The sequence below is a fragment of the Pseudomonas baetica genome (assembly GCF_051216495.1).
In the GTDB taxonomy this organism is placed as follows: domain Bacteria; phylum Pseudomonadota; class Gammaproteobacteria; order Pseudomonadales; family Pseudomonadaceae; genus Aquipseudomonas; species Aquipseudomonas baetica_B.
On record NZ_JBPKAM010000013.1, the window covers coordinates 13,122 to 34,350 of the forward strand.

The 21,229-nt window shown below is 59.3% G+C and carries 19 protein-coding genes; 2 read left to right on the plus strand and 17 right to left on the minus strand.

What is annotated here, in order from left to right; translation table 11 throughout:
* Positions 1 to 24: 24 nt before the first annotated feature.
* On the plus strand, positions 25 to 993 hold the full coding sequence (locus tag ACSFE6_RS07350) for a metal ABC transporter ATPase (protein WP_435426976.1): 969 nt from the start codon (positions 25 to 27) through the stop codon (positions 991 to 993).
* 124 nt (positions 994 to 1,117) lie between these two features.
* Here the strand turns inward: ACSFE6_RS07350 and hldE are convergent, their stop codons facing one another.
* From hldE to msbA, 4 genes are all read right to left on the minus strand, one after another.
* Complete coding sequence (gene hldE, locus ACSFE6_RS07355; RefSeq protein ID WP_435426977.1) at positions 1,118 to 2,542, minus strand: bifunctional D-glycero-beta-D-manno-heptose-7-phosphate kinase/D-glycero-beta-D-manno-heptose 1-phosphate adenylyltransferase HldE; 1,425 nt, start codon at positions 2,540 to 2,542, stop codon at positions 1,118 to 1,120.
* A gap of 102 nt (positions 2,543 to 2,644) precedes the next feature.
* Complete coding sequence (gene cysC, locus ACSFE6_RS07360; RefSeq protein WP_435426978.1) at positions 2,645 to 3,250, minus strand: adenylyl-sulfate kinase; 606 nt, start codon at positions 3,248 to 3,250, stop codon at positions 2,645 to 2,647.
* Positions 3,243 to 3,947, minus strand: a complete 705-nt coding sequence (locus tag ACSFE6_RS07365; RefSeq protein WP_435426979.1) for a sulfotransferase family 2 domain-containing protein — start codon at positions 3,945 to 3,947, stop codon at positions 3,243 to 3,245. The genes cysC and ACSFE6_RS07365 overlap by 8 nt, the downstream gene beginning before the upstream one ends.
* 188 nt (positions 3,948 to 4,135) lie before the next feature.
* Positions 4,136 to 5,935, minus strand: a complete 1,800-nt coding sequence (gene msbA / locus ACSFE6_RS07370) for a lipid A export permease/ATP-binding protein MsbA (RefSeq protein WP_435426980.1) — start codon at positions 5,933 to 5,935, stop codon at positions 4,136 to 4,138.
* 116 nt (positions 5,936 to 6,051) lie between these two features.
* Here msbA and ACSFE6_RS07375 point away from each other — a divergent pair, with 116 nt between their 5' ends.
* Entirely contained in the window at positions 6,052 to 6,693 is a 642-nt protein-coding gene (locus ACSFE6_RS07375; RefSeq protein WP_435426981.1) for a toluene tolerance protein, read from the plus strand.
* 42 nt (positions 6,694 to 6,735) lie between these two features.
* Here the strand turns inward: ACSFE6_RS07375 and ACSFE6_RS07380 are convergent, their stop codons facing one another.
* The 13 genes from ACSFE6_RS07380 to waaC all read right to left on the minus strand — a co-directional run bounded on the left by ACSFE6_RS07380 (position 6,736) and on the right by waaC (position 21,229).
* Positions 6,736 to 7,887, minus strand: a complete 1,152-nt coding sequence (locus tag ACSFE6_RS07380; protein ID WP_435426982.1) for an O-antigen ligase domain-containing protein — start codon at positions 7,885 to 7,887, stop codon at positions 6,736 to 6,738.
* A gap of 4 nt (positions 7,888 to 7,891) precedes the next feature.
* Positions 7,892 to 8,659, minus strand: a complete 768-nt coding sequence (locus tag ACSFE6_RS07385) for a glycosyltransferase family 2 protein (RefSeq protein WP_435426983.1) — start codon at positions 8,657 to 8,659, stop codon at positions 7,892 to 7,894.
* 39 nt (positions 8,660 to 8,698) lie between these two features.
* The gene (locus tag ACSFE6_RS07390; protein WP_435426984.1) at positions 8,699 to 9,655 is read right to left on the minus strand and encodes a glycosyltransferase family protein; all 957 of its coding nucleotides are present in this window, start codon (positions 9,653 to 9,655) and stop codon (positions 8,699 to 8,701) included.
* The gene (locus tag ACSFE6_RS07395) at positions 9,652 to 11,082 is read right to left on the minus strand and encodes a PIG-L deacetylase family protein (protein ID WP_435426985.1); all 1,431 of its coding nucleotides are present in this window, start codon (positions 11,080 to 11,082) and stop codon (positions 9,652 to 9,654) included. The genes ACSFE6_RS07390 and ACSFE6_RS07395 overlap by 4 nt, the downstream gene beginning before the upstream one ends.
* 8 nt (positions 11,083 to 11,090) lie before the next feature.
* Positions 11,091 to 11,987: an antimicrobial resistance protein Mig-14 gene (locus tag ACSFE6_RS07400; protein WP_435426986.1), complete on the minus strand. Its 897-nt coding sequence runs from the start codon at positions 11,985 to 11,987 to the stop codon at positions 11,091 to 11,093.
* On the minus strand, positions 11,987 to 13,117 hold the full coding sequence (locus ACSFE6_RS07405; protein WP_435426987.1) for a glycosyltransferase: 1,131 nt from the start codon (positions 13,115 to 13,117) through the stop codon (positions 11,987 to 11,989). Before ACSFE6_RS07405 ends, ACSFE6_RS07400 begins: the two co-directional genes overlap by 1 nt.
* Positions 13,101 to 14,858, minus strand: a complete 1,758-nt coding sequence (locus ACSFE6_RS07410) for a carbamoyltransferase family protein (RefSeq protein WP_435426988.1) — start codon at positions 14,856 to 14,858, stop codon at positions 13,101 to 13,103. Before ACSFE6_RS07410 ends, ACSFE6_RS07405 begins: the two co-directional genes overlap by 17 nt.
* A gap of 447 nt (positions 14,859 to 15,305) precedes the next feature.
* On the minus strand, positions 15,306 to 16,757 hold the full coding sequence (locus ACSFE6_RS07415; RefSeq protein WP_435426989.1) for a lipopolysaccharide kinase InaA family protein: 1,452 nt from the start codon (positions 16,755 to 16,757) through the stop codon (positions 15,306 to 15,308).
* Positions 16,757 to 17,509, minus strand: a complete 753-nt coding sequence (locus ACSFE6_RS07420) for a lipopolysaccharide kinase InaA family protein (protein WP_435426990.1) — start codon at positions 17,507 to 17,509, stop codon at positions 16,757 to 16,759. Before ACSFE6_RS07420 ends, ACSFE6_RS07415 begins: the two co-directional genes overlap by 1 nt.
* A complete protein-coding gene (locus ACSFE6_RS07425) occupies positions 17,506 to 18,240 on the minus strand; it encodes a lipopolysaccharide kinase InaA family protein (protein ID WP_435426991.1) in 735 nt (244 codons plus the stop codon). Before ACSFE6_RS07425 ends, ACSFE6_RS07420 begins: the two co-directional genes overlap by 4 nt.
* Entirely contained in the window at positions 18,240 to 19,046 is an 807-nt protein-coding gene (gene rfaP, locus ACSFE6_RS07430) for a lipopolysaccharide core heptose(I) kinase RfaP (protein ID WP_435426992.1), read from the minus strand. Before rfaP ends, ACSFE6_RS07425 begins: the two co-directional genes overlap by 1 nt.
* Positions 19,047 to 20,168 (minus strand): glycosyltransferase family 4 protein, encoded by a 1,122-nt coding sequence (locus tag ACSFE6_RS07435; RefSeq protein WP_435426993.1) that lies wholly within the window; start codon positions 20,166 to 20,168, stop codon positions 19,047 to 19,049. It lies immediately after the preceding gene.
* Entirely contained in the window at positions 20,168 to 21,229 is a 1,062-nt protein-coding gene (gene waaC / locus ACSFE6_RS07440) for a lipopolysaccharide heptosyltransferase I (RefSeq protein WP_435426994.1), read from the minus strand. The genes ACSFE6_RS07435 and waaC overlap by 1 nt, the downstream gene beginning before the upstream one ends.

Consider the following 21,229-nt stretch of genomic DNA (forward strand, 5'->3'; position numbering starts at 1 on the left):
ACGCGGCCTTAAGCAGGAGCCGACATGCCGCGTACGCTCATTAGAAAGAACCCGAGCAACTTCAAGACCCTGCCATTGTTCGTCGAAGCGACCCCCGAAGGCCTGAGTTATCAAAGCGTCGGGAGGCCGCTCAACTTCTCCCAGATCCTGCAACGTCGCCGCCCGGTAACAGTCGCCAGCACTGAACGGTTTGCCCTTGAGCTGGCCAACCTCGGGGTGTCGGTGCGCCTGACGCTGCATTGGCAGAACCGCGATTATTGGGTGCTGGTGCGGCAACGCCGACAAGACCGTGGCGACGTGGTGCTCAAGTTGATTTCCGGCTACGTGCCGGCCCATGAGCTGAACCTGCCGCTGCACACGGCGATTCAGGAGATTGCCGAGGAGTGTCTGCTGGAAACACCGGAAGGCTGGCTCGGTGGACGCTTCAACGACACCTGGCTGCCGGCGCCCTACTCGTCGGCCCTGCATTACCGTGAGGCCATGCCCTTTCGCCTGTCGCCGTTGTCGGGCTCGGCGCGGCCGGTACGTTGCGCCAACCTGCCGTTGATCGAACGCCCACGGGCCTATGTGCACTTGCCAACGGCATCATTGCAGTTGATCTACGACTTGCGCCTGGACGTACCCAAGGAAGCTAAATCCTTGAGCCTGTTCCACGTCGACGAGCGACTGGAGGGCGATCAACTGGTAGCCCGGCTGGACCGCAAGCGCCCCGACCTGTACCTGATGCCCTTGCAGGACGGCCATCCGCTGGCCGAGCTCTACACTTTGAAGAAAGATCAGCTGTACCCGGCGAGCACACGCGGGCTCTACCTGGCCGAAAGCTTTGCCCGACAGGAAGGCTGGCTGGTGAAGGATGAGCGGATTCGCTGGAAGGATTGGGTACGGCAGCAGGGTTTGACGCCGCCGGGGAAAAACTCGGGACTGGCGCTGTTGCGTGGCAAGGCGAAGCTACTGCTGAAGAAGATGGTGCCGCGTAAAAAGGTCAGCTCTTAAAACAAAAGATCGCAGCCCTTGCAGGAGCGAGCTTGCTCGCGATGGACGTTAACGAAAACGCGTGCTATCTGGATGAACGCGTTGCCCAAACGTTTTTCGCGAGCAAGCTCGCTCCTACAGGGTATTACTCAGTCTTGCGGATTTTCTCGACGATCGCAGTCGTCGAGCTGTTCTCTACCAGACCCAGCACTTTCACCGTCCCGCCGTATGCGGTCACGATGTCCGCACCAACCACCTGGTCAATCCCATAGTCCCCGCCCTTGACCAGCACGTCCGGCTTGACCTCGCGCAGCAGGTTTTCCGGCGTGCCTTCAGGGAAACTGATTACCCAGTCCACGGCCCCCAGACCTGCCAGCACGGCCATGCGCCGGTCGACGCTGTTAATCGGCCGGCCCGGCCCTTTCAAGCGGCTGACCGACGCATCGTCATTAACGGCAACGATCAACCGATCACCCTGCGCCCGCGCCTGTTCAAGGTACGTCACGTGGCCGGCATGCAGGATGTCGAAGCAGCCGTTGGTGAAGACGATCTTCTCTTTGTGCGCACGGGCATCATCGACGGCCAGCAACAGTTGCTCGAGACCCAGCACGCCACGTTCCGAACCTTCTTCGCGCTGTATCGCACGACGCAGTTCCGGTGCACTGATGGCCGCCGTACCGAGCTTGCCGACCACGATGCCTGCCGCCAGGTTGGCCAGGCCCACCGCGTGAGGCAGTTCCTCGCCTGCGGCAATCGCTGCCGCCAGGGTGGATATCACCGTGTCGCCGGCACCGGTCACGTCGAACACTTCACGGGCACGGGCCGGCAGGTGCAGCGCCGGATGATCCGGGCGCAGCAGGGTCATGCCGTGCTCGCCACGGGTCACCAGCAAGGCGCCAAGCTCAAGGTCATGCATCAACTGCGCGCCTTTGCTCACCAACTCGTGTTCATCGGCACAACCACCGACAATGGTTTCGAACTCGCTGAGGTTCGGCGTGATCAGGCTTGCACCACGGTAAATCGAAAAATCCTTGCCCTTGGGATCGGCCAGTACCGGAATGCCACGGGCACGGGCGGCCTGGATGAGCACCTGGTGATTTTTCAGCGCACCCTTGCCGTAATCGGACAGCACCAGCACCTTGATGCCTTCGAGCAACTCGTCGACCTGCGCTGCCAGTTCGAGCGCATCGGTGGCGAACGGTTCTTCGAAGTCGATACGCAGTAGTTGCTGGTGACGGCTCATGACCCGCAGCTTGACGATGGTCGGCTGGTGCGCAACGCGCTGGAATAACGCCCGCACGCCGGCGCCCTTGAGGCTGTTGGCCAGACTGTCGGCCGCCTCATCGTCGCCAGTGACGCCGACCAGCGAGGCTGGCGCGCCAAGGGCGGCAATGTTCAACGCAACGTTGGCGGCACCGCCCGGGCGGTCCTCGATGTGATCGACTTTGACTACCGGTACAGGTGCCTCAGGGGAAATCCGTGAGGTACCACCATGCCAGTAACGGTCGAGCATGACATCGCCGACCACCAAGACAGGGGCTTGATCGAATCGCGGCATGGACAACTTCATGGAGCAACCCACATACAAAATGAACAGGGGCGCGATATTAACACAGGGCAAGCATCCGCTTGTGTGACCGCTGCAAAGGGATGATACGGAACTGCATCTTGATCATTTTTTGAGCAGAAAATTCACCAAACGCTGGCAGGCTTGGGCCATGTCCAATGTCTGGGTATCAATCTCGCACTCTGGGTGCCGCGGCGTTTCGTACGGGCTATCGACGCCCGTGAAATCCTTGATCCGTCCTTGCCGGGCCGCCAGGTACAAGCCTTTGGTGTCGCGTTGTGCGCAAACCGCGAACGGCGTGCTCACATGCACTTCGATAAAGTCCCCCTCGGCGAACAGCCGGCGGGCAGCGTCACGGTCGGCCCGGAACGGCGAGATCGCTGCCACGATTACAATCAGGCCGGCATCCACCATCAGCCGCGCCACCTCGGCCATGCGCCGGATATTTTCCCGGCGACAGTCGGAACTCATCCCCAGATCACGGCAAAGACTTCCACGCAGGTTGTCACCATCGAGCACGAACGTGTGCAACCCGCGCTGATAGAGTTGCTGCTCCAGAGCATTGGCCAGGGTCGACTTTCCTGATCCGGACAACCCCGTCAGCCAAAGACAGCGCGGCCGTTGTGACTTGAGCGCGGCACGGTCGGCGCTCGACAGCGAGAACGCATAGGGACTGATCCGTGGAGCCGATGTCGACAGCACTTCATTCATAACCGAGCAACTCGTAATCGCGCTGGTACACGCGACGGACCCATCGACGGGTCCGCAGGGAGCAGAAATCCCGCGCAGGTCCGGCGTAGCGATGATCCGAACCATTGATACGAGGCAACGGTGACGTGTGCCCCAGTTGTTCGCAAACCAACTGGAAATCCCGCTCCAGATGTTCCTGATAACCGAGGAAATCCAGTGCCAGATGCCCAAAGGAGTCGGTGAGAAAATCGGTCTGTGCAGCGAAATGCACCTGCCGCCGAATCGTTTCCGGGTGCAGCCAGCGTGCGACGAAATCGTCGAAGTCACGATACTGGCTGACCAGTTTTTGCGCGCACTGATCGCGCTGGCTCAATGCATTGCCCCTTAAAAAGGCATAGGCCGAATACGCCCTCTCAAGAGGATCGCGAACGAAGGCAAACTTGAAACTGCTGGAAAACCGGTCGGGAAATTGTTGCTCGTACCAATACAAAGGCAGGTGCCCGGGACTCCAGCCATCGAACAACGCGGCACAGATGCTGCTGCCGGCACATTTGGGCACGTGGATGAACAGGCAGGAACGCTGTGCAAAGGGCCGGGGGAAATGCAAACTCGCCGACATCGACTTATTCACCGCCTGGCGATCCACGACCGACAGCCGGCCCAGCAAGAAATGCCGTTGCGTCTTGGGCAACAGCTTCCAGAGATAACGTTGCAACATTGCAGCACCCGCGCGAAAGGGATGGCCCTCTCGATTGAAGTCAAAGTTCGTTCAGGAACCTTAACAAGCGTGCTGCCAGGATTTATTCAGGTTTGGTCAAGTCACGTAAGGGTTCGGATACAAATCCCCGAGCGCATTGCACGCCGGAACGGCAACAGGGTGAGTCAGCCTCACCCTGTTGCCGGGACTCAAGCGATGTCTTCGGCCGGAGCATCCAGCCCCATCGCGTGCAGGCGCGAGTAGTAGCCGTTTTGCGCTAACAGCTGAGCGTGGGTGCCTCGCTCGACGATCTGGCCCTGGTCCATCACCAGAATGAGATCGGCCTTTTCGATGGTCGACAAACGGTGAGCAATGACCAGCGTCGTACGGCCTTTCATGACCTGATCGAGCGCTGCCTGAATGTGACGCTCGGACTCGGTATCGAGTGCCGATGTCGCCTCGTCGAGGATCAGCAGCGGCGCATTCTTCAACAGTGCGCGGGCAATTGCCAGGCGCTGACGCTGGCCGCCGGACAGCAACACGCCATTTTCCCCGACCTGGGTATCCAGGCCTTCGGGCATTTGCGAGATGAAGTCCATTGCGTAGGCGTCGGTGGCGGCTTTTTCAATGTCGGCCCGAGGCGCACCAGCCAGATCACCGTAAGCGATGTTGTTGGCAATGGAGTCGTTAAACAAGGTCACATGCTGGGTGACTTGCGCCACATGCCGGCGCAGATTGCGCAGACGATAGTCTTCGATCTCGACGTCATCGAGCAGGATTTCGCCGATGTCGTGATGATAGAAACGGGGAATCAGGCTGGCCAGGGTCGACTTGCCGCTACCGGAGCGGCCAACCAAGGCGATCATCTGCCCCGGTGCCGCCGTGAAGCTGATGTTTTTCAATACTTCACGGTCGGTTCCAGGGTACGTGAAGCTGAGATTACGCACTTCCAGGCGACCTTCGATACGCTCACGCTCGATGGTGCCGTTATCAACTTCAGGTTCAACGTCCAGTTGTTCGAAAATGCTTTCGGCACCGGCAACGCCTTTCTGGATGGTCGAACTGACTTCCGACAGCTGCCGGATCGGCTTGGGCAGCAAGCCCGCGGCGGTAATGTAAGCCACCAGATCACCGGCCGTGGCGTCGCCGCGCAGAAACAGGACCAGGAACATCAGCACCGCCATGGCGGTATAGATCACCAACTGCAACATCGGTGTATAGACCGCACCGGTCTTGGTCATGCGCAGTTGCTTGTCGGTGTTGCCCTGGCTGGCGGCAGCAAAGCGACGCTCTTCATAGCTCTCGCCGCCGAAGCTGCGTACCACGCGATAACCCTGGATGGTCTCGGAAGCCACATGGGTCACATCGCCCATGGCCACCTGGATTTTCTTGCTCTGCTTGCGGAATTTCTTGCTGGTGCTGCTCACCATGAGCGCAATGAGCGGCAGGATCGCCAGCATCACCAGGGTCAGCTTCCAGTTCATCCACAACAAATAGGCAAACAGGAACACCACCGTCAGGCCTTCACGGATCACGACTTTGATGGCGTCGGTGGCGGCACCGGTCACCATGGTCACGTTGAAGGTGATGCGCGAAATCAGGTGGCCGGAGTTATGGGTGTCGAAGTAGCGGTTGGGCAGCACCAGCAACTTGTTGAACAACTCGACCCGCAGATCGTGGACCAGCCCCAGCGAAACCTTCGCCAGGTAGTAGTTGCCAAGAAACGAGCCAAGGCCCTGCCACGCAGCGATCAGAATGATCAGCAATGGCACGGCCATCAGCAGCTGCAAGTCTTTCAAATAGGGAACATTGGGGAAGAGCACCGCTTCAGGGTTACTCAAGCCATCGACGAAATACTTGAGGATGCCGGCCAGCATCGGCTGCGTCGAGGCAAAAATCACGAAGCCAACGATACTGAGCGCAAACATGCCCCAATACGGACGCACATACGACAGCAGGCGCAGGTAAATCTTCAAGCTCGACGGCGCAGGCGAATCAGGGCTAGTCATGAGAACCCGTTGTATGAGAAAAGAGCCCGCGAGTGTAACACAGGCCATTTTAGTCGCTGAGCTGCGGTAACATGGCCGGCTATCCATGCCTCATGGCGTCGAACCCCGGAGTATTGATGCAAGCGCTTGATCACAGCCGATACCTTGCCCTGCGCGAGGGAGCACAGGTCCTTGAAGCGGATGGTTCGGGGGACAAGGTCTTGCGCCTGACAGATGGCTCGATCCTCAAGCTGTTCCGTCGCAAGCGCCTGCTGACATCGGCGGCCTGGTATCCCTACGCCAAGCGGTTTGCCGACAATTGCGATGCGCTGCGCGAGCGACAGATTCCCTGCCCGTCGATCCGGCAGGTTTATCGCATTCCAAGTATCGAGCGTGATGCCGTGCACTATGATCCGCTGCCAGGGCAAACCCTGCGCCAGCTGCTGGATATCCAGGACGACGCCGATCCGCTGCGTGGTCAACTTGGTGTTTTCATGGCCACCTTGCATGAGCGCGGGATCTATTTCCGTTCGGCGCACCTGGGCAACATCGTGCTCACGCCTGAGCATCAGCTTGGCCTGATCGATATCGCCGATTTGCGTGTGTATCGCCGCCCGCTGCGCAAGACACTGCGGCTGCGCAATTTCAAGCACATGGTGCGCTACCCGCAGGATCGTCAGTGGCTGCTCGACGCGCAGGGTAAAGTGTTCATGCAGCATTATGGCCAGACCCAGACCACCTGCTCCCCGGAAGAACTGAACCGGGCCCTGCAGAAATAATCTGGCCACCTTCACCCCCGGGGAGGGGGCGAAGGTCAGGTGTCATGCCAGCGCGGTGCGCTGCGCCTTCAGCACGCGTCCCATGATCATGGCCCCCGGCAGCAGCACCAGAGGCCATAACTCGTCAGGGTTACCGATCAGCAAGCTGCCATCGAAGTTCAGCATGACCAGCGCACAGGCCAGGTACATGCCCCAGGCATCACGCAGACGCCAGGCCTGCCAAAGCGAGGCCGCCATCACCCCGATGAACAGCACCAGCGCCACTGCGCCGCTGTACAGCCCCAGCGCTACATAGATGTTGTGCGGATGCTGGATTGGCATCCAGCCATCCAGTACTTGATCAGTGTGGAAGTTGACGCCACAACCCAGCATCCAGCCGCAACGCTGCCACTCACCAACCATGATGTGAAAGATCTGGATGCGATAGGAGTCACCCCGGGCCCAGAGTGACTGGTACCAGGCTTCGTCATGCACCACCAGGTACAACGTGCCGATCACAACCAGGCTGATTGCCACCGCAGTGCCAACCAATCGCGGCCTGTAGTAGAGACCATAAAGCAACCACATCCCCAACAGGAACGCGACCCCAACCAACGCCGTCCGCGTCTGCAGAACAAAGGTCACCGCGAAAATCGACAGGACAATGGCCAGTACACCTTCGATCCAGCGACGCTCCCTGAACCACAAGGGCAACGCCAGTGCCAGCGCACACCACAGCCAAATACTGGCGTAGATGACATTCTGCAAGCGTGCCGGTAATAGCGCCATCCGGTCGCCGATGACGTATTCATTGGTGACCCAGCTGTAAAGGGCGCAACCGTAGATATACAGCACCAGGATCCAGAACTGCGCACGGACAAACCCCCGGCTGCGGAAAAACTGTGGATCGCTGAAAGCGCCAACCACCATGATGAACATCATCACGTAGAAGACATGCTTGAAAAACTGCAGTTGCCCGGCAATGGCTGCCGGCACCAGAAACCACAGAATGAATACCAGCCAGCCCAAGACCAACGGCTGCCTGAGCAAGCCTGCACCACGCTCCTTGATCAGGAACACCAGACCCGGCACCACCATCAGGCCGTAGAACAGATTGTTGGTCCACTTCGAGGACCAGCCCACCACAAAGCTCAGCAGGAACAGGCAGAGCACTGCTCCAAAATACGAGGTGACGGTCATTTTGCCGGGCTTCATACCACTAGATCCCATGGAGCACCCAACCTGCAACCAGACCGAAAACCAGGGCCGCAATCAATTTGAGTCGATCGAGACGTTTACGTCGCATTTTGTCCAGGCGCTCCTGCGGGACCACCACATGCTCACCGAAGCCTGTGTGTAATACCGCGTCGTTTTCGAGAATCAACGCATAGCGGTTTTGCGCCGCGTACAGGCGCGACAGGTCTTTTTCTCCGGAGAACGCGGAGTAAGGTGCGTGGACCAGATAGTCCGCACGTCGCCGCAGCCCCGGATTGAAGGAGAAACCCTGCCAGTCAGCCTTGTGCGAGCCCAACACATAATAAGGAATGCCGTGACTGACCTTGCGCTCGTTCAGGAACACGTAAGGGCTGTGAACCATCAAATCGTGATTGAAACTGCGCAACCATACCTGAAGCGCCTGCGGATCTTCCTCCAGCAGGCACTGGGACTCTTCGATAAACCCTTCACGGTAAAAATCCCAGTCGTCCTCGCAATGGAAAATCCACGACGTCTGCACCTGAGCATAGGCGGCATCGATGGACTTCAATTGACCCAGGCGCGGGTTATTGATGAAAAACTGGGTATGCGCCCGCCAGTGTTCCGGGATACAGGCCTCTACGGCACTGTCGCCGGAGTCCTCGGTAATGAACACTTTACGGATGGGAGCCGTGTTGAACCGGTCAAACGTTTCGAGGGTTCGCTTCAACAAATCGAAGCGACCGCAACTGGTGATGACGACCGAAATATCGCTAGTCTCGCTGAACAGCATGTGTTTACACCGCACCCTTGATTGTTGAATCGCCTGGCCTCACAGCCCCAGCGACAAGCGTAATTTTTCTTTCCAGTTCAGCGGAGCCCGCTCGCGCAACGGAGCGCGCATCGCGTCGACAATCGCATGTCCCACCGCACGGAAGCTGTACCGCTGCTCTACCAGTGCTTGCCCGGCCAAAGAAATGGACTCGGTCAGCTGAGGTGACTCACGCAATACGGCCAGTTTTTCCCGGAGTTCATCGCGCGTTCGGTAAAGCACTATGTTGTGCATGTCGACAAAACCCAGGGCGCGATTCTCTTCCTCTCCCTGATCGTAGGCAAACAGCACGCAGCCGCAGGCCATGGCTTCGAAGTTCTTGATCATGTACTCGCCCATGCCGACATCGGCACTGACGAAATAACGAATCCGGCTCAGCGTTTCGCAGTATTCCTCGCCTGACTTGGTGCGCGTGACCAGCAGGTTTTCAACCTCGCCCACGGACTCAAGCATCGCCTTGCGCCCGGCATAGGCAACGCTGTTAAGACTGCCGACGAAACCCAGTTCGATATCGCGTTCACGCTGGCGGTTTTGCAACAACGCCTGGTCGTAGCCTTTGGGCACGAAATGGGCATCAAAACCCTCATCGCGCAAACGCTGGCTGACCATATAGCCCGAGCTGATCACCCGCGCCCACGGCAATTTGCGGTAATGGGCACTGAATTTCCCGGTGTATTTGCACGGAATGTAATTCTGATAGGCATCGTGTTCCAGAATAACCAGATTGGGCAGCGTTTGTATGAACCGCACCTGTCTGATTTCTTTTTTGAAGCGCAGGAAGAACACAATCCGGTCGTAACGGGTGACGTCGACATGCTTGCGGAAATACCCTCGCAAGTCGTCCTGCTCTGCACTGCTCAGTTCGCGCTTGTCGCAGTCGCACTGTTCGGCGATTCCGTCATACAGCCGATCCAGGATCGCTCGCTGTTCTTTCTGCACCAGAAACAGAACTTTCAATTGGTCTCTCTCTTGCCAGTCAACTCTTGGACCCAGAACAGCTCGTGGCGTCGCACTGCTTTTCGGAAGAACTCGTTTTCACCAAAAGCCGGCCAGCGTCGGGCTGCAAGCAAACGTTGAATTCCCCGGCGAACCAGACGCTTGAGGGGGAGACGGGGCTGAAGGTCATGCATCATGCCCAATGACATAGCCTTGTTCCACTGCTCTTGAGTCGATAGAGAAGACGTCCACGGTAGCAAGGGCTCAACAGCTTCAAACTGAGGTGGTAGCGCCACCCCCGTACCTGAATCGCCCATAGGCCAGCGATCGTTGTCGTGCAAGTGATTGGCGTAATGCAACAGCCTATCGGGCTGCCAGGTGGTGCCGCTCAGAGCTTGCATCACCGCTTGCTGGGAGCACAGATGGTCCGGATGCGGATCGAAGTGCGGATGTGGCAAAACAATCACCTGAGGCTGAATGCGTTCGATCAATTCGCGCAGATCGGCCAGCAGATTGTTCCAGGACGGCACACCATCGATGTCACTGCCCAAGGTAAATGGATTGAACCTACGGAAATACCGGGTATCGCCAAGTTCGGCCTCGCGGGACGCCACGGCTTCGCCCGGTGCGCTTTGCATCGCAGGCAATTGCAGACAGAAATATCCCAGCTGGATACAACGCTCCTGAGGGACGCCGCCCCACAGCGGCACACTGACACTGTCCCAGGCACGAAGCGAACCCTTCAATCGCGACGCCTCGACACCCTCAAGCCCCATTTGCTGATAGTGCTTGGTTTCGATTTCACCGGCGGTCATGGTCACGATCCAGCTTTCACTGGCGCGACTGTACAACCCGAATGCAGCCAGTTCAGCATCATCAGCGTGCGGTGCAATCACCATCACCCGCTGCCGGCTGTAATCCGGATGCTCGAAGGCCCACAATACAGGCTCGCCGAGCAATCGACAAAAACGCCCTCGCAGACGTAACTCCCCTCGCGACAACACCTGCGCCTGACCACTGAGATTGAGGTAGCGCACACCGTTCACGCCACGCTCGAAGGTTTGTCGGTCAGGGTTATCGCCCCCGGACAACTCGACCACCGGATCGAGGAAGCGCCCCAGCCATGTGCTTTTGATCTGCAGCGCCAACACCAGGGTCGCGTCGTCAACCAGCATCACCCCCTCATCCAGCCGCAGGCGATCGCCACTCAGATGAACTTTGGGCTGCGGCGTATAGGGTGGGAATTTGTACTTGTAATCGCCTTTTGGCGAGTAGAACAGATGGTCGGCAAACCAGGCTTCGTGGGCAACCCAAGTCAGTATCGCGAGCACCAGGCGCATCCACCAGGACACCATCACGCCAATGCCAATCAGTACAACCAGTGTGATAAACAGGGCGATGTGTTTGTTGCGCCGATGGCGCTTGAGCAATTGCTGTTTGCGACTCATGGGTTGTCTCATACGGTGAAGACCGGAACGGGGTTGCACCAGCGATCCTTGTATTCACGGTCGGCGCGACCGAAGGAAAAGCGCAATGGCTTGTCCAGCGCACGGGCATGCTCCCAGGCACTTTGGGTATTGAGGAAGCTCAGTACGCTGCCGGGGCTGAATTCACGGGTCTCAGGGTCGACACCGCCATTAATGTACTCGACACTGATCCACTGCGGCGTCTCGACGCGATACACCAGTTGAATCGCAATCGGCGCATCATTGAGGAAAATAACCGAGCCGATCAGCAACTCGCGCAACAGTTCGATCACCTCGGCCATGCGCGCGGCACCTGTGGCCGGGAAACCCCAGCGGCGCTGAAACAAGTCGCAGTAAATCGCCGCCAGCTCAGCACTGGAGAATTCAGACACCGGTCGCACAACGCCACCTGCCTCTTCCAGCAATCGCAGTTCGCGACGCTGGTTGTAGCGAAACTTCTTCGACAGCTCTTCAGGCGTGCGGGCCATGGCCAGTTGTTCGGCCTGCAGCTTGATGCCGGTGAAGCGGTGTTCGTTCAGCGCCGACAAATAACGACCGCGATGACGCAACGGAGCCTGGGCATCATCGGCAGCCGGCAAGATGATTTCGGCGTTGCCGAGGTCGAACAGGCCCTTCTTGCCACTGCGCTTGAGCACGTCCTTGGACAACGCGAGATCGCGACCCCAGGTCGGAATCGCCGCTTTAACTTCGCCGTTTTGCTGCCAGGCCAGGTAACGCACTGGAATATCGGCCAGGTTCGCCAGGCGCTCGACCACCATCGGATGGGTCGCCACGCTGCCGCCGTAACGCTGCCAGGCTTCTGCATACGTCGAGGCGTCGGCTACCGACCAGCCACGTTCGCGCCAGCCTTGAAATCGGTTGAGCATCAGCCCCTCGGTGCCAGTTCGATAACGTGTGGCAAATGCCAGAAAGCATCACGCACCGCGCGGTCGGAGAAACGTTCACGCAAGCGCTCGAGCATCAGCTCGGCGCATAGATGACGTTGCTGCGAGTCCATCGCGGCCATGTGTTGCAGCCCTTGAGCCAAATGTTCGGCATCGCCAAGCGGGAACAGAATGCCCACGCCTTCGACTACTTCCTTCGCCCCGCCACAAGCGGTAGCGAGCAAGGGCACGCCGGCAGCCATGGCTTCGAGCAGCACCATGCCGAACGGTTCGTGATCGGAGCTCAGGGCGAACACATCAAAAGCACGGAAATAACGCCGCGCCTCAGGCACTTGACCGAGGAACAGCACGCGATCGCCGATGCCCAGCTCGCGGGCCTGGGCCTTGAGATCCTGCTCCAGACGGCCGCTCCCCAGAATCACCAGTTGGCTGTTGGCTGGCAAACCCGGCAGCGCCGCGGCGAAACCGTCCAGCAGCGTGGCCTGGTCCTTGTCCGGATGCAGGCGCCCGACATTGCCGACGATCCAGGCATCCGCCGCCAGGCCAAGGGTTTCACGGGCTTCAGCCGCCGACACCTGCGAAGCCTGCAAGGTGTCAACGTCAATACGGTTGTACAGCGTCTGAATCCGTGAATCCGGCCATTTCGGCAAACAGCGGCGTATATCGTCGCGCACGGCGTCCGACACGCCGAGCAAACTCAGGCGCTTGCGGAAAATATGCGCGAACAGTTTGCGCGTACCGCGTTTGTAATCGTCAAACGCATGGTGCACACCAATCACTGGCAGTGACGTGCCGAGCAGGGCGATATAAATGGGCTTGAAACGGTTAGCGATGCAGAAACTGAAATTGCGCGAGGCGGCGATCTTGCGCAGATCACCGATGGCACCCAGTTTCAGGCCACGAATCGCCTTGGAGCTGTACTCCATGAACAGCACTTCATCGCTGGCGCATTGTGCGGCGACTTCGGCATCGGCAACCCCGGTCAGAAACACCGTGGTCACGCGATAGCCGGTCCCCGCGAACAGGCTGGCGTACTGCCGGGCGCAGTCCAGAAACGGCCCGTCATAGCCGTGGCAGAACTGCAGCACATGGCGTTCAGCCGAGCGTGTCATAGGCGTCCGCACCCTCTTTGACCACCAGGATGTCTTCCATGATCAGGTACTGCAGATCGGAGCCGAAGAACATGTTCAAGGCGTCCGTCGGCGAGCAGATCATCGGTTCGCCACGACGGTTGAGCGAGGTATTGAGCGACACGCCGTTGCCGGTCAGGACTTCCAGCGCTTTCATCATGTCGTAGTAGCGCGGGTTGTATTCGCGCTTGAGCACCTGGGCGCGGGAAGTGCCGTCTTCGTGGACAACTTCCGGCACGCGGGTTTTCCACTCTTCAGCCACTTCGAAGGTGAAGGTCATGAACGGAGCCGGGTGATCGATCTTGATCATCTGCGGCGCCACGGTGTCGAGCATCGACGGGCAGAAAGGCCTCCAGCGCTCGCGGAACTTGATCTGGTGGTTGATGCGGTCAGCCACGCCGGCCACGCTCGGGCAACCGATGATCGAACGACCGCCCAGCGCACGCGGACCAAACTCCATGCGCCCCTGGAACCAGGCCACCGGGTTGCCATCGACCATGATTTTGGCGATCTGCTCCGGCATGTTGTCGAGCTTGCGCCAGGTGGGCTTGTTCTCGTGACGCGCGCAGGCAGCGATCACGTCCTCGTTGCTGTACGACGGGCCGAGGTAGACGTGTTCCATCTTCTCGACCGGTACGCCACGGGCGTGGGACACATAGGCCGCAGCGCCTACCGCGGTACCGGCGTCGCCGGAGGCAGGCTGCACGAACAACTCTTTGACGTCGTCGCGGGCGATGATTTTCTGGTTGAGCTTGACGTTCAGCGCACAGCCTCCGGCGTAGGCCAGCTTGCCAGTTTGCTTGAGTATGTCGCCCAGGTAGTAATCGATCATCTGCAGCGCAATTTTTTCGAACAGCGCTTGAATGCTGGCAGCGTAGTGAATGTAAGGCTCGTCGGCGATGTCGCCTTCGCGCTTGGGACCCAACCACTCGATCAGCTTCGGCGAGAAGTAGTAACCCTTGCCCTTCTCTTTGTAGCGACGCAGGCCAATGACGTTGGCGTAGTCGGTGTTGATCACCAGTTCGCCGTTTTCGAACGAAGCCAGGCGCGAGAAATCGTATTTGCTGGCGTCGCCGTACGGCGCCATGCCCATGACCTTGAACTCACCGTCGAGCATATCGAAACCGAGGAACTCGGTGATAGCGCCGTACAGGCCACCAAGGGAGTCCGGATCGAAGAATTCCTTGATCTTGTGGATCTTGCCGTTTTCGCCATAACCGAAGAAGGTCGTGGCGTATTCGCCTTTGCCGTCGATGCCGAGGATCGCGGTTTTCTCTTTGAAACCGGAGCAGTGATAAGCGCTGGAGGCGTGGGCCAGGTGGTGTTCGACCGGCTCGATCTTGATCTTCTTCGGATCAAAACCCAGTTGTTCCAGACACCAGACGATCTTGTTGCGATAGCGCTTGTAGCGACGGTTACCCATCAGGATCGCGTCGAGTGCGCGGTCCGGGGCATACCAATAACGCTTGGCATACTGCCAACGCGCCTTGCCGAACAAGCTGATCGGCGCGAATGGAATCGCTACCACATCAACGTCGGAAGGCTTGATACCGGCTTGTTCCAGACAGAATTTTGCCGATTCGTAGGGCATGCGGTTCTTTGCATGTTTATCGCGTACGAAGCGCTCTTCTTCAGCCGCCGCGACCAGCTTGCCGTCGATATACAGGGCTGCGGAAGGATCATGGCTAAGGGCGCCGGACAGGCCAAGAATCGTCAATGCCACAGGGGTCTAGCCTCTTTAGTCTGCATGCAGGCGCCGTGGCGCCTCAAAAAATGATGTGCCTTCGCAAAGAGCGCGAGGCAGCTAAAGGGCGGGATTATAGCTCAAAAGCAGCTTCAAGCCTCTAGCCACAAGCGGCAAGCATGCGCGACGGAAGCGCAGGCCTGTTTATTCGCGTGCAGTCCGCCAGTAATACGGATATTGCGATCCTCGCTCTGCCGGTAAATCGTGTACGGCAACACCGCCGTGTCCAGCCCATCAGACGAGCGCCAGGCAAACTAGCATCATGGTTACCCAGGCCACAGTTCATGGCTTCCCAAGATCATGTAGGACGAATCACAAGAACTTGCCCCCTTTTCTCGAGCGGATGTTCCGGCCCTTTCGCGAGCAGGCTCGCCCCCACAAGGGCACGCATTACGCTGTGGGAGCGAGCCTGCTCGCGAAGGCGATTCAGCCAGCGCCGGAGATGTCTTTGGGCAGACGCCGATCAATGACTTGATACAACGCACTACTCTCAGGCCAGTTGCGCATGAACCGCGCCCGATCCCGCACATAGGCCGGGGCGAAACTGCTGAGGGAGCGGTGCTGACACATCGAATCCAGATCAATCAACGCCCAGCGATCTTCCTGCCAAAACAGATTGTGCCCTTTGAAATCGCCATGACTGATTCGCTCACGAACCAGTTCTGCGAACAAGTGATCGAGCGCCCGCAATTCGGCTTCTGGTGCATTGCCGCTTTCTACATACGGCGCAAAGCGTTCAATAATGTCCGGGCCTGGCAGATGCTCGGTGATCAGATAAGCCCGACTGCGCAACCAGAGAAAACGCCTTTCCAATAGCGCCAAAGGCTTTGGCGTGGCGATTCCGAGGAACGCCAGGCGATTGCCTTCCTGCCAGGAATGCCAGGCCCGGCTCGGGCGCCAGAAGCGCTTGAGCCAATGGGCGAAGCCTTTGATGTTGTAACGCTTGATCACCAGCGTACGACCGTCCACCTCGACCTTGCCGACGCTTGCCGCACCGCCGGTCTTGTACAGGTGCCCCTGATCGAGCAAGGCATCGGCCTGCGCCAGTACCGGCAGCAGCGCTGTTTCCTCCTCGCGACGAATGGCCCGCAGGCCGAACGCGCCGCGCTGGACACTAAACAGTGTGCATTCGCGACCGACCTTGATCAGGAAGTCTTTGAGCCGCCAGTTGCGCACCTTATCGATCTGCTTCTGTAAAGCCTCCATGGGCAAGGCATGCTCGCCATTGCTCAGCAGGTAATACACCAGCAACTCTTCAATGAACGGCTCCAGCGCCTTGGGCAACTGGGCAAAAAACACACCGAGGTTTTCCAGGACTTTCTGCCGCGACAATGGCTGACCAGGTGTTTCAACGCAAATCCCGGCGCCATCGATCAAATACAGTCGATTGCCTTGGCGCAGCAGGTTGTCCAGGTGCAGGTCTTCCTGCCACAGGCCTTTGCGATGCATCTGCCCGATTGCACCCAACGCCTCTGCCAGCACCGCCGTTTGTTCATCGGCCAGTACCGGCAAGGGTTCGACCTGCTTCCAGGCGTCGCCCAGGCTTGTCGCGCCCTCCAGAAACTCGAATAGCAGCCAACCGCCCTCGCCGTCCTTGAGCCCATCGGCCAATAGCAGCGGCGTGGTCAGGCCTTGCTCTGCGAGCAAGCGCACGCCATCCAGCTCCCGCTGAAAATGCCGCGCCGCTTTGCTGCCGACCAGCAGTTTGGCCAGTACCGGGCGACCGCGCCAAACACCGGCACCGACATAACGCTGCCCGGGCAACACCCGCAACAGGCTCAGCAGCTGCAATTCGGCTGACCCCGCAGCATCGGCCAACGAAAGGCTCAGCGGCAGTGTTGGGCTGCGGCCAGCGTTTTTCAGTTCGGACAAACGCATCAGCGCTTCTCCTTGTAGCTGCGCCGCGAGGTCAAGCGACCAAGCCAGCTATCGATCAGCGTACTGTCCTGCGGCTGATCCAGGTAGGCAGCCAGCAAAATGCGCAGCTGCGTTTCGCTCCACTCCGGCGCGCGACGCAGCAGTGGCTCCAGATCCTTGACCCGGTCGCGCTGACCGAACAGCAACGGACGGGTCTTTTCCAGGTCGATCAGTTGGGCCTGATAGCCGTCGCCGGTGGCGCACAGAAAAATGTGCTTGGGATAAAAGCAGCCATGCACCTGTCGCTTGCCGTGCAGGCGCTGCGCCAGTTTCCCGCAAGCTTGCAAAATGGCGGTGTGTTGCGCTTCGCTCAGGTCCGACCAGCGCTGCAACAACGAATCCAGATCATCCCAGCCGTCCAGGGCACGGGTCAGCAAGATTGCGCGGACCTCACCGTCGACCTTGCGCTCACCGAAAAACGCCGCTTTCAGCGCTGGAATGCCAAGCGCCTCATAACGACTGATGTTGCGAAACTCCCGGGCAAAACTCGGCTCGCCAAAGGGCGCGTGCAAGGTGCGCATCTGGTAGTTGCTTTGACGCTTGAGGTAGAAACCACGACCTTCCAGATCCAGTCGAAACACACTACTCCAGCCATCGCGAAGGGTGTTGGGCTCGTCCACGGCATCAAGCTGCCGGGCCCAGAGCGCGTCGAACGTACCGAGGCCGTGGCGTTCGAGCAGCGCACGGTCTTCAGCGGCCAGAAAATCAGTCATTCGCGTCCCTCGAAAAATCTCACCACGTGCCGGATCCGCTTTTTGTCAGCGGCCGTAAGGCGGGTCCTTTGGCGGTATTGCAGGTAAAAGCGCAGGCGTTGGGTCGCCGACAATTGATACTTGGCGACCTTGTCCAGGCACGCCAGGTCCTTGGTGATGCGGTACTTGAGCCAGAACCCGCTCCAGAAATCACCGTTGGGGCAGTCGATCAGGAACAATTTGGCCTGATCGTCGATCAGCAAATTGCGCCACTTCAAATCGTTATGAGTAAAGCGGTGCTCGTGCATGGTCCGCGTGTGGCTGGCCAACTGACGACTGACCGTGTCGACCCAGGCGCGGTCCGCCAGCTTTGGGTCGTGCCGCTCGGCCAGGGCCGACAAGTCTTCGGTATGCGGCAGTTCACGGGTGATCATCGCCCCGCGAGCGTAGGCCGCTCCGCGACGCTCCAGCCCCCAGGCCACCACTTCGGCGGTGGGGATGCCCCATTTGGCGAAACGCTTGAGGTTTTGCCATTCCATTTTCACCCGTGGCTTGCCGATATACCGACGCAAGCCTTTACCGGCACCCACGTAGCGCTTGACGTAGTAGTTGACGCCATTGCGCTGAACACGAATGACCTCCGACAGCGGGTCGTGGGTCAGGCGCTCGCCCTGAAGCGCAAACACAGCGTCAAGACTGCCGAAATCCTCGGCCAGATCGCTGTAAGCCGGTTCCAGTGTCCAACCCGCCATCAGAGCGCGTCCCCGTATCGCTGTTTGCGGTCGTAGAGTTTATTGGCTTTACCTTCGAGCCAGCTCAGCAACCCGGCTTCTTCACTGAGAATCTGCCGCAGCGGCTGCTGGAAGTAGCCTTTGAGGAAGCGCAGTTTGTCCCGGCGCGTCAGGCCGATATCCAGGGCCGAAAAGTACAACGCCGCCAGATCCTTGTTGCGCCAGCGCCGGGTGATGGCCTGACGGGTCTGGGCGCGGTGCAGGTCGATCACCGAGAGCTTGAAGTCGTCGGCGGTCACCGGCTTGTCGGTGTGCAGCAAGAAGTGGCAGATATAGCAGTCGCGATGGTTGACCCCCGCGCGATGCATCATGCCGGTCATGCGTGCCACTTCGCCGATGAGCGCGCGCTTGAGCACAGGCGAAGGCGGCTGCTTGACCCAATTGATGCTGAAGTCTTCGAGGCTGATGGTCGGCGCCAGCTCTTCGGTGACGATGAAGGAATGCTGATCCGCCGGATTGCTGCCCCTCTCACCATAGGCGACGGCGGTCATGGTCGGCACCCCGACTTCCTGCAAGCGCTGAATGGCCTTCCATTCCTGGCCCGCGCCGAGTACCGGCAATTTGGCGGTCAGCAGGTTCTTGAAGATCTCGCCCCAACCGATGCCGCGGTGGATCTTCACGAAAAATCCGTCGCCATTCACCTCGGTGCGCAGGGTGCGGCGAGCTTCAAGCTCGCGGTACACCTCGCCTTGGAGCCCTTCGACTTCGGTGAACGGATCGCGGCCCGCCCAAAGGCTCTTGAACGGTTCAGCCAGCATCAACTTCATTTAAGCGTGCTCCGCCAGAATCACATCGGCCGCGTGCTGCGGCATGCTATAGAGGTCGGCCGTCTCAGCGAAGGCCAGACCGTTGCGGCTCCAGGCCGCCCGTGCTTGAGCGTCGTTCAGCATACCGGTCAGGTACTGCGTCAATTGCCCCTGTTCGAACGGCTCGTCCAGCACCAGGCCGGCATCGGCCTCGGCAATGTAATGTGCATAACCACAGACCGCGCTCACCAGCACCGGCAACCCGGCCACCAGGGCCTCAAGCAGCACAGTACCGGTGTTTTCGTTGTAGGCCGGATGGATCAACAGATCGGCGCCCAACAGGAAACGCGGGATGTCGCTGCGCCCCTTGAGGAATGTCACGTTGTCGCCAAGACCCAATGTCGCGCTCTGCATCTGGAATAACTTGGGGTCGTCCTGACCAATTACAAACAGCCGGGTGCGTGCCTTCAAATCAGGATGTAACGCCGCCAGTGCCTTGAGACTGCGATCCACGCCTTTGGTCTTGAACCCGGAACCGATCTGCACCAGCAACAGCTCATCGTCCTTGAGGTTGAATTCGGCGCGGAACCCGGCGCGAATCTCGTCAGCATCCGCGGGCCGGCGGCGATCCTGAGCGATGCCAGGCGGCAGCAAATGGAAACGCTCCAGAGGCGTGTCGTAGTGCTTGATGAACAGCGGTTGCTGCACTTCGGAAATCATCAGCACTTCGGTCTTGGCGTCTCTGGCGAACACGGCGCGCTCGTATTCGGCAAAGTGGCGGTAACGGCCCCAGCGCCGGTACAACGAGTTGCGCAGGTTCTGCGCCTTGTCCTCGAAGCAACCGTCGGCAGCGTAATACACGTCCAGACCGGGCATCTTGTTGAAGCCGATCAAACGGTCGACGGGACGCTTGGCCAGGTCCGCTTCCATCCATTCACTGAGCTTTTCATTGCGCCGATGGTTGAAGAACGCCTTGACCGGCGCCACCAGCACCTCAAAACCCGGCGGCACATCGCCTTCCCAGATCAGCGTGTAGACGCGAATCTGGTGGCCGCGCTTTTGGCATTCCAGGGCAATGCGCATGAAGTCGCGTTGCAAGCCACCAAAGGGAAAGTATTTGTACAGGACGAATGCCAATTGCATCAGCGCAGCTCCTCAGCCAGTAACAACGTGCTCAGTCGGCTCGCGACACGCTCGGGATTCAGGCGCGTGAAGCACAATGGCAACTCGCGCGTCAGGTCAAATTGACGGGCATCTTCAGCCGTCGGCTGGTAAGTGCATTTTTTTTGCAGGCACGGCGCGCAGGGGAAGTCACTGGCCATGTGTATCTGCGATTTGCCATAGGCACCGGTCAGGCCGGGGTTGGTCGGACCAAACAGCGACAACGTCGGCACGTCCAGCGCGGCAGCCAGGTGACCGAGGCCGGTGTCTACCGCCACGCAGGCCTGGGCGCCGGCCAGCACTTTGCCGACACCGGCCAGATTCAGCTTCGGCAGCACCTCGACGTGCTTCATGTCCTTGGCGATGCGCTCGGCGCGAGCCTTCTCGATGGCATTGCCCCAGGGCAGCTTCACCCCGACACCCAGATAACCGACCCGCTCGGCCAGCTCGCGCCAGTAGGCTTCAGGCCAGTGCTTGGTGTCCCAGGTGGTGCCGTGCAGGAACAACACATAAGGATTTTTGCGTGGCAGCTCCACCAGGCGCTCGACGTTCAGGCCATAGTCACCCAGGCCTTTGGGCAAGTCGTATCCCAGGGCCACGGCGAATAGCTGACGCACCCGCTCCACCGCATGTTGTCCGCGAGCCACGGCCAGACGCCGGGAATAGAAGCGTGCGGCAATCGGCTCACGGGCGGAATCCTTGTCGAGACCCGCCACCGGCGCTTTGACATAGCGGGTCAGCAAGGCGCTTTTCAACAGGCCCTGGGCATCGATGACCAGATCGTATTGTGTGGCACGAAGGCTTTGCTTGAAACGCTTCCACTCGCCACTCTTGATGGTTTGCCAGATGTTCTTGCGCCAGCGACGGATCGCCACCGGAATCACCTTGCCCACTGCCGGGTGCCAGGTGGGAATTTCGGCGAAGCCTTCTTCCACCACCCAGTCGAAGGTGATACCGGGAATCGCCCGCGCCGCGTCGGTCAACGCCGGCAACGCGTGAATCACGTCGCCCAGCGATGAAGTCTTGATCAGCAGTACCCGCAA